The 11,747-nt window shown below is 59.9% G+C and carries 12 protein-coding genes and 1 pseudogene; 4 read left to right on the top strand and 9 right to left on the bottom strand.

The genetic code is table 11. The features are described from left to right. Nucleotides 1-274: 274 nt before the first annotated feature. The 3 genes and pseudogenes from FJ548_RS25495 to FJ548_RS25485 form a co-directional block, all read right to left on the bottom strand. Nucleotides 275-729: pseudogene (locus FJ548_RS25495) on the bottom strand (IS110 family transposase); the annotation flags it as partial. 156 nt (nt 730-885) lie between these two features. After that, a complete protein-coding gene (locus FJ548_RS25490) occupies nt 886-2,619 on the bottom strand; it encodes an adenylate/guanylate cyclase domain-containing protein (protein ID WP_181168906.1) in 1,734 nt (577 codons plus the stop codon). An 828-nt stretch (nt 2,620-3,447) separates the two neighbouring features. Further along, complete coding sequence (locus FJ548_RS25485) at nt 3,448-3,678, bottom strand: hypothetical protein (RefSeq protein WP_246678767.1); 231 nt, start codon at nt 3,676-3,678, stop codon at nt 3,448-3,450. 430 nt (nt 3,679-4,108) lie between these two features. Between FJ548_RS25485 and FJ548_RS25480 the strand changes: the two genes are divergently transcribed. After that, on the top strand, nt 4,109-4,918 hold the full coding sequence (locus FJ548_RS25480) for an SDR family oxidoreductase (RefSeq protein WP_181168905.1): 810 nt from the start codon (nt 4,109-4,111) through the stop codon (nt 4,916-4,918). Here FJ548_RS25480 and FJ548_RS25475 read toward each other — a convergent pair. Beyond that, nucleotides 4,915-5,523 carry an IS110 family transposase gene (locus FJ548_RS25475; protein WP_246678766.1) on the bottom strand — a complete coding sequence of 203 codons (609 nt, stop codon included), beginning with the start codon at nt 5,521-5,523 and terminating at the stop codon, nt 4,915-4,917. The genes FJ548_RS25480 and FJ548_RS25475 overlap by 4 nt on opposite strands. A gap of 187 nt (nt 5,524-5,710) precedes the next feature. Here FJ548_RS25475 and FJ548_RS25470 point away from each other — a divergent pair, with 187 nt between their 5' ends. From FJ548_RS25470 to FJ548_RS25460, 3 genes are all read left to right on the top strand, one after another. Next, nucleotides 5,711-6,604: an AraC family transcriptional regulator gene (locus FJ548_RS25470; RefSeq protein WP_140779316.1), complete on the top strand. Its 894-nt coding sequence runs from the start codon at nt 5,711-5,713 to the stop codon at nt 6,602-6,604. Beyond that, nucleotides 6,592-7,356 (top strand): hypothetical protein, encoded by a 765-nt coding sequence (locus FJ548_RS25465; protein WP_140779315.1) that lies wholly within the window; start codon nt 6,592-6,594, stop codon nt 7,354-7,356. Before FJ548_RS25470 ends, FJ548_RS25465 begins: the two co-directional genes overlap by 13 nt. Before the next feature lie 164 nt (nt 7,357-7,520). Then, the gene (locus FJ548_RS25460; RefSeq protein ID WP_140779314.1) at nt 7,521-8,534 is read left to right on the top strand and encodes an AraC family transcriptional regulator; all 1,014 of its coding nucleotides are present in this window, start codon (nt 7,521-7,523) and stop codon (nt 8,532-8,534) included. Between the two features lie 32 nt (nt 8,535-8,566). Here the strand turns inward: FJ548_RS25460 and FJ548_RS25455 are convergent, their stop codons facing one another. The 5 genes from FJ548_RS25455 to FJ548_RS25435 all read right to left on the bottom strand — a co-directional run bounded on the left by FJ548_RS25455 (nt 8,567) and on the right by FJ548_RS25435 (nt 11,448). After that, a complete protein-coding gene (locus FJ548_RS25455) occupies nt 8,567-9,103 on the bottom strand; it encodes a TetR/AcrR family transcriptional regulator (protein WP_210242694.1) in 537 nt (178 codons plus the stop codon). Between the two features lie 141 nt (nt 9,104-9,244). Continuing rightward, nucleotides 9,245-9,724, bottom strand: coding sequence for a hypothetical protein (locus FJ548_RS25450; protein ID WP_140779312.1), 480 nt, complete (start codon nt 9,722-9,724; stop codon nt 9,245-9,247). After that, entirely contained in the window at nt 9,679-10,101 is a 423-nt protein-coding gene (locus FJ548_RS25445) for a hypothetical protein (protein WP_140779311.1), read from the bottom strand. Before FJ548_RS25445 ends, FJ548_RS25450 begins: the two co-directional genes overlap by 46 nt. Nucleotides 10,102-10,126: 25 nt before the next feature. Further along, nucleotides 10,127-10,999, bottom strand: a complete 873-nt coding sequence (locus FJ548_RS25440; protein WP_246678765.1) for an aldo/keto reductase — start codon at nt 10,997-10,999, stop codon at nt 10,127-10,129. Between the two features lie 23 nt (nt 11,000-11,022). Next, nucleotides 11,023-11,448, bottom strand: coding sequence for an ester cyclase (locus tag FJ548_RS25435; RefSeq protein WP_140779310.1), 426 nt, complete (start codon nt 11,446-11,448; stop codon nt 11,023-11,025). Nucleotides 11,449-11,747: the final 299 nt, after the last annotated feature.

The following is an 11,747-nucleotide window of genomic DNA, read 5'->3' as shown; positions in this document are numbered from 1 at the left end:
TTCAAATGATCTGGTTGCCATTCGGTTTTCGCGGCCTGGTGGCCCCGACTTTACAAGCAATGAAGGTCGTCATCCTGTGCTTAGTTCGCGGTCACTTGCGCGTTCTCGAGCCTTGACCCACCCAACCCTTCCACGAGATTGGTCGGAGATGTCAGACATGCATCACCTCATGTACGGCGGCAACTGTCGAGCCCATGGCTCCGTTTGCGCTAGCGCCGAGGTAGAGCCGCGCCACTTCCGGATCATTGAGCAACCCGACCCCCGTGCCGATCGGCGCAACGATGCCGAACTCGGATAGGTGTGCCCGCAACGCGTTCGATATCTGCGTGCGCTGGCGGTTGAGCATCAACCGGACCCGGTGCAGCATCATCACACTTTGCTGCTCGGGTGATTTCACAGGCACGAAGCGCATGGTCGGCCGAGTGACCGCCTCGCAGATCGCCTCTGCATCTGCGGCATCATTCTTCTGCCGCTTCAGATAAGGCTTCACATACTGTGCCGGCAGCAGCCGGACGTCATGCCCACGTGCAGTCAGTTCTCTCGCCCAATAATGCGACGAGCTGCAGGCTTTTCGATACCGACCAGGCAACGTGGCAGGCTCTCGAAGAAGGCCAGCACGCGCCCACGCGTCAGCTTCCTGCGAACGACAACCTCACTCGCCGCATCCACCCCGTGGATTTGAAACACTGACTTTGCAATATCCAGACCAATCGTCGCAACGTCGCCCATCATAGATCTCCTCCAGCTCTGGCCCCACGATCATACCGCAGGGCGGGAGGAGAGCCGTCCACCGCATCATTAGCGGAATGGCGGTCTTTGGCGTCGGAAGAACGATATCGGACGCAACTGTCAGAAGGACTGATGCCTTGGCCTGACCCAAAGCGGTCATTCCGGCAAGCCCGCTTTGCGCATGCCTTCAGCTAGATGCTGGCGGTCTTCGATGCGAAACAGCGGCTCCTTGGCGACGTATCTGGCAGTGGAGAATTCTGGGATCCGGCGCAGCAGACCAGCAACGCAATCTCTCGCAAGATCGGGCTTGCCAGCCATTGCGTAGCTTGCGGCGAACCAAACCTGTTTCGAGAACGACAAAGAACTTGATCGGCGCATGTTGGCAACGGCGTCGTCATAGCGGCGCGCGTTGAAGTAGACGGCGGCGAGTTCGCCCCAATACCAAGAAGGGTTGAAGAATGGGTCGAGGCGCTTCGCCTCCAGCATCCCCTCAATGGCTCTCTCGGTTTCGCCGCGATAGTTATAGAACATCGCCAAGTCGGTGTGATTGACCGGATGGTTTGGATTTAGCGAAATGGCCTTGGCGAAATGCTGTTCACCCACTTCGTAGGCGCCGCGATCGACCTGTGCCCAAGCCATTACTAGCTGGCAAAGATGGTCGTTTTCATCGAGCGTGACGGCTTTCCGCGCCAGCTCGAACGCCTCGTCGCGCAAGCGGTTCGAATCACTCATATCGAGAAACCACTCTCGCTCGATAGCTGTCGACAATAATGCGTAAGCACGAGCGTAGCTGGGGTCGAGTTCGATGGCCCTTTCGAAGTAATGCCGTGCCTCTGCCTCAATCTCCGGCGTACCCATTGGCAACGCATCGCCGCGCAGGACACATTCATAGGCCGCCAGGCTGGCTGGCGGCTTGCGCAGGACCAAGTCGGTGCGCGCGGCCGTCATTCGTCCTACAAGTGTTCCGACGATAGTGCGAACGACGCGATCCTGGACATCGAATATCTCGTCTTGCGCACTGTCATAACGCTCTGCCCAGACGTGATTGCCCGTCGTGGCATCGATCAATTGGGCTGTTATCCGGATGCGCGTTCCCATACGGCGGACACTGCCCTCGACGAGGTACTGCACGCTGAGTTCGCGTCCCGCTCGTATCATGTCGACGTCGGCTCCGCGGAAGCGGGAGGACGAATTGCGCGACGCAACCTGCATCTGCCGGAAGCGTGAAAGCTCCGTGATCAGGTCCTCTGTAAGCCCGTCGCAGAGGTATTGCTGCTCGACATTGCCACTCATGTTCTGGAAGGGTAGGACGGCAATCGAAGGCTTGTCTTGCTGGACTAGTCTCCCTCGTGCGACTCCCGGTTCCGCCGATGCGGCACCGGACAGCATGTGATAGGCGCGCACTGGTCTGGCAATGTTTTTCAAGGTTTGCTCGCCCAGATCGACAAACTTTTCCTTGAGCTTTTCACGCACCTGCTCGTAGGCCGAACCCGACAAGCAGATTCCGTTCGGCTCCGCCAAGCCTTCCAGGCGGGCGGCGATGTTTATTCCGTCTCCCATCAGGTCTCCGTCACTCTCCTCGACGACATCGCCGACGTGGATGCCGATGCGAAATTCAATGCGCTCATCGTGAGGCAGTCCTGTGTTCCATTCGACCATGCCTTCCTGCATCTCAGCAGCGCAACGCACGGCCTCGACAACGCTGCGGAACTCCACGAGAGCGCCGTCTCCAGTACGCTTGACCACTCGTCCATCGTGTGCGGCGATCGTCGGATCGAGCAAGTCGTTCCGCAGAACCCGCAGCCGCGCAAGTGTCCGATCCTCATCCGCTTCTGCGAGGCGGCTATAGCCAACCACATCCGCGACCAGAATCGCTGCGATCTTCCGCATTTGGTTCATCATCTCACTTCGGATAAGAAAGATAGCATGTAATTCGATTATTGAGCGTGGATCACGTCTCAGGAATTGTGCTGCAATGGAGCGGCGAGCCAATGTCAGCTTGTGGCGCAAAGCTGCCTGTGGCCTCTGCAATAGCGATGACCGCTTTTGGTGAATGGAAGGGATCGGGGAAAGACTGCCGCGCAAAGCTGGCATTGCAGCGGAAGTCCGTTTCGGGGGCCGACTGACAGGCCAGCACGGGATTTTGACTCGCCAAACCATCTCCAATTGTTATCGTGCGGCCGCGCACGAGGAATGGCTTTCGCCCTCGTGGGGCACGAGGGAAAACATGGCGAAACATGGACTGTCAGCACTCGATGCGGATATTCTGAGGACGACCTTTCTAAAATCGGTCTTGGAAGAAAGCATCCCGGAGAGCGAGTTGCGAAAATACGCTGAGGAACTTGTCCGGGTATATACCGGCTCTCCGATCGTAGATCCCCGATTGTTGGACTGGATCGTAGGCAAATAGCGCGGGGAAAGCCTCGGCGCTTACGGCCGGTCTTGGCGGCCACCGCGGCACCACCGCGCCGCGTGGCCAACAGTGGGAAGGCTGAGCGGACGTCCATCCAGACTTTAGTTTGGGCGCTACCTTGCTCTCGATCGACGGGGTGCGAAACTTGAGCTCCGACATCACCAACCTCAATCGCCTCGTTCAGGACAGCGGCAGTGAACTGGCTGGCTTCAACGCCTGCTCCAGCATTCACAAACTCTGCCTCAATTGCTTCGCCTCCGTCTGTGAAAAGGCAGGCGGCACCGGCCGGGGAGCTGGGCAACTTCCTAGCCGAGGTGCAGCTGGCTGTCGGCCACAACGTTCTGGGGCGGAAGCTGATGCTGGAGCGGCTGCTTTAGCCGTCCAGCCCGGTTCCTCTCGGCGTCCAGCAGTTCCTCCTCGGTTATCAGGCCGTTCATAAATAGCTTGAGCAGGTGGGACGCGATGCGCTGGGCCTGCTGCGATTCAAGGGGAGTGCCGTTCTCGTTGCATAAAATGCGGCACACGCGAGAGAGCATATCGATCTCGCACGGCCCCAAGCACTGACCGGGGTACAACATAGCCTTTCCTCCTCGAAAGCTACGAAACCCGGACAGTGCGACAGGCGTGTGAATTCCGCAATTGATTTTGGCGTGATCGGGTGTGCTGTCGGGCGCGCGTGTGCACTCGGGAAATGTGGTGAGTTGACTCTTCCAATAGAGGACATCCCTCCCATTTTAGGAGCTTCTAATGCCTGCCTGCACAAAGGCATTCCGCCACGGCCCCTCGACCGCCTTGAAGCGAACGATCCGCTTTCGGCATGCCGCGCTAGAAAGCCGCATCTTGCCTTAAAGGAGCAGCACCGCTCTGAGCTCAGGACGAGATTTGGTTAGTACAAAACCGATCGCAGGCGATATTGTTGGACATTCAGGGGTCAATTCATCGGCACGAAACATTGGGAGGACGGAGGTGACCAATTCCACCGGGAGTTCTTTGGGCGTCGCTGTCATTACCGGAGCATCCTCCGGAATCGGCAAAGCTTTTACCGAGCGCCTGGCCAGCGACGGGTACGACATCGTGCTCGTCGCCCGCAGACGCGACCGGCTCGAGTCGGTAGCCCGCGAGATCAAGGCCGGCGGCGCCTCCGCGGAAACCATCGTCGCCGATCTGGCGCTGTCGGAAGGCCTCGACAAGGTGGAGCAGCGGATCCGGGCCGGGGACGTATCGCTACTCGTCAACAACGCCGGGTTCCAGACCTACATGCCGTTCGTCGACCTCTCGATCGACCGCGCCGAGGAAGAGGTCGCCGTGCAGGTAACTGCGGTCATGCGTCTGTCGCATGCGGCACTTCCTGCGATGATTGCGCGCGGCGAAGGCGCCATCATCAATGTCTCTTCACTACTCAGCTTCAGTGGAAGCCTGAACTCCCCGTTCATGCCGAAGCGCTCGGTCTATGCCGCCACGAAGGCCTTCGTCACGACGTTCAGCGAGCTTCTCGCGGCTGAACTCCAGGGCAAAGGTGTTCGCGTCCAGGCGCTTTGTCCCGCAGTCGTCAGGACAGAATTCCATGACATCGACGGCAAGCCGGTCCTCAGGCCCAATGTGCCGGTGATGGAGCCGGCCGATGTCGTTAAGGCATCCTTGGCCGGCCTCCGGCGGGGTGACACGATCTGCATCCCGGCCTTGGGGGAACGGGGCAGGCTCTCCGCTGTCGCGGACGCAAATCGCGCCCTGTTCGATGGCGGTCGCGGGGCCGAACTAGCGTCTCGGTATCGCTAACGCCTGACCGCCATCGCACCCACCACGAGCAACTGTCGCAAGTAGCGATTGCCGGCCTTGGAGATACTGCCGAGCTTCTCTTTTCCGCCGCTAGAATTCTGCTTCGGCACGAGTCCAATCCAGGCCGATAGACAGTGCCCCGACTTGAACGCATGCGCATCGGCGACCCTAGGCACGAATGCACTTGCCAGCAGCGGGCCGACGCCTGGGATCTCCATCAACCTGCGACCAAGCTCGGTCTCACGCGCACTTGCCCGAACCCTGCGATCGTTCTCGAGGATCTGTTGCTTCACGACCCTGAGTTGCGCCTCGAGCATGCGCAGGCATAGCCGCGCGTCAGCTGGTATCCTGTCGTCGTTCTGGTCGTTGACGACGACGAGCAGCTGCTCAATCCCATTCCGCCCGACCGGCGCTACGACCCCGAACTCGGATAGGTGTGCCCGCAACGTGTTCGATATCTGCGTTCGCTGGCGGTTGAGCATCAACCGGACCAGCATCATCACACTTTGCTGCTCGGGCGATTTCACCGGCACGAAGCGCATGGTCGGCCGTGTGACCGCCTCGCAGATCGCCTCAGCAATCTCAGACTTTCTAGATTCAAACACGTAGATGCTTCGGGTTTCGCGCGGGCAGGCTCGTCTAGGCAAGCGTTTGGAACCGCGAGCCCGCTTGGCGGGTGGGTAGATGGCACTTAGCGCCTGCCACTAGTCCGCCGCTCGTGTCTTAGATACCTTCACCTGCTGTGGGCCTCGGGACTGGGCAAGGCTTTGGCGATGGAGGGAACTCCGGACTATGGAATTAAAGGAAGGCCAGGCCCGAAGGCAAAAGGACTTCTTCCGCGTCCGGGCCCCCCTCGGCTCGGTTGAAGACGTCATGCTTCGTCAGCCGGGTTCTCGAGTAACAAGCCAGAGCGTGGTCCTGGATCTGCAGCGCCGGAAACAACCCGCCACGACTTTGCGCGTTGACGGCGAACTGATCCCCATCATGCTCTATCCGGCGGCCCATCAGTGCCTGGTCCGGTTGGCGACGGCACCATGCGCTACCGAAAACCCACCGGGAAAGACCATTGATGTACTCCTTTTGCGACGGACGTTCGACCGGATCGCCGACGCGCATGGTGTGCCGCGGATCAACAAGCTCGATGTCAAACCCGGAGCCGCCACCATGGACCCGGTTATGCGCCACCTCGGCTCCTGCTTAGACCGCGCATTGGACGGTGCCCATGCGGGCGTCGCGATCGTCGTTGACCGTATCGCGGATGCGCTCAATCTCCATATCGCGCAACGGTATGGCGGCCTCGGCCTCCCGCGCCTCGCGGACCGGGGTGGCCTGGCGCCGTGGCAGTTGCGCCGGGCACGCAATCTTCTTGACAGTCATCTCGATGGCTCTCTGTCACTGGGTTCACTCGCTCGCGAGTGCGGTCTCTCGCCCAGCCATTTTTCTCGTGCCTTCGCTCAAAGTACCGGCTTCGCTCCGCATCGCTGGCTGATGCGGCGGCGAGTCGAGATCGCCAAGGATTTGATGCGTTCGGAAGGCATGTCGCTGGCACAGATTGCGGTAGCATGTGGCTTCGTGGATCAAAGTCATTTCTCACGCACTTTCACCGGCGTCACTGGAATGACCCCAGGGCGCTGGCGCAAATCACGAGAGTTCCCGCTTGACCAAGAGGCATCGTGGCTATCGTGAGCGCTCCGGCCCGTCTTCATCGCGTTATTCTCGCAACCGGCAGCTTGCAACGGATTGCGGGGTTCTACACAACGGTCCTGAAACTTCAGTCGGCGGAGCCACCGCGCGAGTGCAAGACAAAGCAGGCGAGTTTCCTTCCCGCGGAGCCGTTTCTTACTTTTGTCGCCCGCCCTGGGCTCATGAGCGCATTGCCTGCATTCAAACCGCTTGGGGGCGTTGCGCTTGGGGTAAGGCGAGAAGCTCTCGACGATTGGATTTCAAACCTCGCGGCAGCTAGGATTCAGCCAACAGGGCGTGCATGGGCGTTTGAGGACGAATATCTGTGTCTCTCCGATCCCGATGGGTCTGAGCTCGCTCTTGTCGAAGCGGACTTCGACATTCCACATCTTGTCGGTGTCGAACTGCATGTGCGGCACAACAGCAATCAAGTAGGCCTCATGGCTCAGCGCCTGGGGTTTGCCACGGTAGACGTCGACGGTCCGACGACGCGCCTCCAGATGGAGCCGCGGGGCATCTTTCTCGACCTACTCGATCATCCACTGGACGCAGGGCCCACGTCTGACGCGGAGACGATGCTGCGCTCGTATCACGAGATCGTCTTTCGTGTGCGGGAGACTGACGACTTGAATCCGATCGCCGACGACGCGCGGCAATTGGGGTTTGTCGCGACATGGCATGACGGCGCGCCGCCATACGTCATGATCAATCTCGGTGAGCACTGTGATTTCGACTTCCGGATCTGCGCGGACTAGCTCGCCCGTTCGTGCGCAAACGATGGGCAAGAAATATCTGGTCACGCCGGCTTGGGCTCGAGATCATGACGGCGGCGGTTTTACAAAAATGTGGTCGGATTTCACAATTCAGGTGCTCCTAATCTCCCTAAGGTGAAATCTATGATCGAAGGCGCGAGACGCCCATGAGCACAAAGGACGTGGAGATCGAGGTCAGCGAGCGGTTCCGGATGCCGGCACCGACGCTCGTGTCGCAGGTCGGCGACTGCCCGCCACTGGCCTTCACGCGGCTGCGTTGTGACCGGGACAGCCGCTGGTTCACGAAGAAAGCGCGCGCCGAAGACGCCTACGTTGTCCACGTCATGTTGGCCGCCCTGCCCCAACTGCGGATGTGGCAGAACGGGCGGGAAACCATCATTCCCCCCATTCCGCAAACTGGGTTGATCGCCTGTCACTTGGAGACTGAACCTGTTGTCGGGTTTCATTCATCGTTCGATTTCCTGCGTTTCTACATCTCAAAAACGGCCATCGACGAGCTTTCCGACACCACATACGGCCAGTTGCCAGAGGGGCTAAAGCCCCCTGACTTCGACGTGCTTGATCCGGTGCTCTTTCACCTCGCCTCGGCGGTTGTCCCGCTTCTTGAGCGGCGATTGACTGCCGACCAGCTTCTGCTCGATCAGCTCGCTCTGGTCTTCCACGCGCATATCACCACAGCGTACGCCGGCTCTCCGCGCGGCGTGCGTCGGCCGAATTACGGTGGACTTGCGCCGTGGCAGGAGCGACGCGCCAAGGACTATCTCGAAGCAAATTTGAGCCGCTCGGTCGCGCTCGCAGATGTTGCGCGCACATGCGGCGTCTCGCCAAGCCACTTTGCGCGGGCGTTCCGTCTGACGACCGGCCGTCCCCCGCATCGGTGGCTGATTGAACGCCGCATTGAGGCTGCCAAAGCCGCGCTTGAGAATTCTGAACTTGGCCTGCGAGAAATCGCTGCAACTTGCGGATTTTCCGACGCCAGCCATTTCTCATCCACCTTCTCAAAAGCAACCGGCCAAACGCCGGCGGCGTGGCGAAGAGGCCGCACCCGTGCGTTTGCTGGCTTCGCGATCAATCTTCACCGTCACCCGAATAGAGAAGGACAGCAGGGCGATTGCGCTACATCGGCGTCAAATGACCCGAGTTGTGATCGGGGGCCATAGCGCGCGCAGATTTCGCCGCTTGAAATCGCCCGCTACTTCATCGCCGCTTTGATGGCGCGCAATTGCTCTGCCGCAGCGAGATTGAAGGGCTTGATCGATTTTTCCGCGCGCGCCAGCGCGACCCCGCCTTCGCATGACGAGAGCAAGCTTGCTGCAAGGCCCTCGGCGCGATCACCGGGCACGCCACCGTCGGCGAGCATTTCACGCAGCAGCTTGCGCCAGCGCCTGAATATCTCTCCGGCGCGCTCGCGTTGTGAATCATTGTCCGCGCCGAGCGTCACGGCAACGAGCGCGCATCCTGCTTCGAGACCTGAACGCGTTAGAACGGCGCGCCAGAAACCGATAAACACTTCCGCCACCTTGTCCGCCCGCTTCCCGCGCGCGGTCTCGACGACCAGCAAGGCCTGGCGGCTCGCCTCATCCATGGCCGCGAGCACGAGTTCATCCTTGCCGCCGGGAAAATGGTGGTAGAGTGAACCACGCGGCGCATCCGCTGCATCGAGCACTTCTGAGAACGACGTCCCCTGCACGCCCTTGCGCGCCAGGAGGACCATCGCCTCATTGATCATTCGCTGTCTTACTTCGCTTGCCAACTTGCTTACCCGCGCAACGAACGGCAGGGAGAACTGCGGTGCGCGGGCGAACGTTACAATAGCGCCGTGCTCGCGGTCCAGCGGCGAGGAAAGTTAGGCGCAGCTTAGCGCCCAGGCCTAGTGCTTTCTTTCGGACGGACGGACGTAGACATACCTAATGCGCTCATCGACAGCTTTGAGCGCCTGGGTGATATCCGCGATATCAGCCTTCAGGGTTTTGGTGGTGGCGTCGCCCCGAACGACGAGGGTGAGCGCCACAAGGATGGAATTCGGGCCTAAATGCAGGGTCGCAATGTCCTCGACACCGCTCACCGAGCCAACGCTTGAAAGCGCCTCTATTAGCTCCATCACCATTGGCGCGACCGCTTCGCCGGCAATCAAGCTACGGGTTTCGTTGGCGAGTACGAAAGCGACACCAACAAGCAGGAGGCCGATCGCCACCGACGCCGCGCCATCTGCCCAACTCACGCCAAGCAGCCCGGACCCAGTCACACCGATAGCCGCCAAGCCGATGCCGACCAGTGCGGCTGAATCTTCGAGAAGGACCGAGATCAGGTTGGGATCTTTCGATCCGCGAATGAACTGCCACAGCGACACCGATTGACCGCCCAGGCGGTCACGCACCACGCGCCTAGATTCGCGATACCCGATGAGAAACGATCCGCCTTCAAAGACAATTGCCGCCGCAGACCGTCAAGGAACGCAATCGCATGCGCCGTCATGTCCGCGATCGTGCCAGGCACCGTCCCGTTCGAACGGCCAACGCCGGCCTTATCGAACAGAATGACTTCCCTACCTTCGGCAAGCGGATCGACGACTGCGGGATCCCAGTAGTCGAGCGTCCCCTGGAAATGCTGCAGGCAGAAGAGCGGAAGTCCTGCTCCGGCACCGAACCGTCGATACGCGTACCGCTTGCTGTCGACGGCGAGAAACTGTGTCGGCGCTGTTATGGTGCTGTCGCGCGAGGCTGTCATGTGGCCTTCCCTGGTTCAACGATGATCACCGCTTGTCGTGCCCGAGCGTTTCGAGAGTTTCGAACTCGTCGTCGGTCAACGTGATCTCCGCAGCCGCGATGTTTTCTTCAGCATGCCAAACCTTCGACGTGCCGGGGATTGGTAACATCATCGGACTGGTGCGAAGCAACCACGCCAGCGCGATCTGACCGGGCGATGCGTCATGCGCCTTCGCGATCTTATCCAGCCGTGATCCCGACCCTGTGAGTCGACCTGACGCAAGCGGAAACCAGGGGATGAAGCCGATCCCGTTCGTGTCGCAATAATCGAGCACGTCCTGGCTGCCGCGATCCGTGAGATTGTACCGGTTTTGTACGGTCGCTACGCCGAACACGCGTCGCGCGGCTTCGATCTGCGGGACTGTCACCTCGCTGAGGCCGGCATGTCTGACTAGGCCGCTGTCGAGCATCTGGCGTATCGCGCCGAACTGCTCGTCCTGCGGCACCTTCGGATCGATTCTGTGCAATTGCCAGAGTCCGATTTGCTCGACGCCGAGTTTTTGGGCGCTTCGCTTTGCTTCCGCGATGAGATGATCAGGGTTGCCCTTTGGCGTCCACGCGTCGGGCCCCTCGCGGGTAAAGCCGGCTTTGGTTGCGATGAGCATGCCGTCATATGGATGGAGCGCCTCGCGGATGAGCTTCTCCGAAACGTCGGGGCCGTACGAATTGGCGGTGTCCACGAAGTTCACGCCGAGCCTGCGCAAAGTCCCTAATGTGCGCAGGCATTCAGCCCTGTCTGCCGGCTCGCCCCAAATGCCGCGTCCGGTGAGGCGCATTGAGCCGAAACCCAGCCGGTTGATTTCGATCTCGCCGCCGATTCTGAATGTGCCGGCTGATGCGGCATTGGGCTGTACTGCCACGATGGTGCTCCTTTCGTTGGGCGTTATTTCTTGGCCATCTGCTCCAGCGCATCCACCCAATTCTCAACGTGATAGGCCTGCGCGAGCTTGCCATCCCGGACCGTGAACAAATCGATCGATATGGTCTCAAAGCTCTTGCCAGTTGGTTTTGCGCCGAATATCTCGCCCACTGGTGTGCCAGTGGCGTTACCGCGCACGACTATTTTGTCGTCGCCGATTGGGTGAACCTCTTCGATTGTCCACCGAAGGTCGGGTATGGCTTTACCTATGCCGCTGAAAACCTGAGCGAGTTGGTCGCGCGTCATGAAATCTTGGTTCGTGCCATACGATTTGTAATCGGGATGGGCCGCCTTCGCCAACAGCGCGCCGACGTCCTTCTCTGCGGGTCTGTTTAACGCTTCATATAGCGGTGTCACGATCCTGGTCGCTTCCTCGACTGTCATAGCCATATGCTCGTTCCTTTGTGTGTTGCACCCATTCCAAATTAGCGCCCCAACTGCCAAGCCCAATGACGTAAATGCCGCCTTTTCGGACACGCCGTGGCCACAAAATCTCTTCCTGCTATGACGGAAATCATAATCCGACTATGACGACTATCATAGCCCTGATATCATGCGTGCCTGACGCAGGCGGGAGGATTGGATGCCGACGATTGGATCTGCGCCTCGGCCGATGCCTGTCACGGGGTCGGCTAACGAGGGTAATCGCTGTATTGCGGCCGGCTACGCGGTCTGGACCGGGCAACATT

It is taken from the genome of Mesorhizobium sp. B2-4-17, from assembly GCF_006441275.1.
Classification (GTDB): Bacteria; Pseudomonadota; Alphaproteobacteria; order Rhizobiales; family Rhizobiaceae; genus Mesorhizobium.
The sequence above is the reverse complement of the archived record's forward strand: the minus strand, read 5'-3'. Positions and strand labels throughout refer to the sequence as shown.

Coding starts and splice junctions, on each gene's coding strand:
- FJ548_RS25490 (WP_181168906.1), bottom strand. CDS start 2,619: ATGCGGAAGATCGCAGCGATTCTGGTCGCGGATGTGGTTGGCTATAGC.
- FJ548_RS25485 (WP_246678767.1), bottom strand. CDS start 3,678: ATGCTCTCTCGCGTGTGCCGCATTTTATGCAACGAGAACGGCACTCCC.
- FJ548_RS25470 (WP_140779316.1), top strand. CDS start 5,711: ATGGAATTAAAGGAAGGCCAGGCCCGAAGGCAAAAGGACTTCTTCCGC.
- FJ548_RS25460 (WP_140779314.1), top strand. CDS start 7,521: ATGAGCACAAAGGACGTGGAGATCGAGGTCAGCGAGCGGTTCCGGATG.
- FJ548_RS25455 (WP_210242694.1), bottom strand. CDS start 9,103: ATGATCAATGAGGCGATGGTCCTCCTGGCGCGCAAGGGCGTGCAGGGG.
- FJ548_RS25445 (WP_140779311.1), bottom strand. CDS start 10,101: ATGACAGCCTCGCGCGACAGCACCATAACAGCGCCGACACAGTTTCTC.
- FJ548_RS25435 (WP_140779310.1), bottom strand. CDS start 11,448: ATGGCTATGACAGTCGAGGAAGCGACCAGGATCGTGACACCGCTATAT.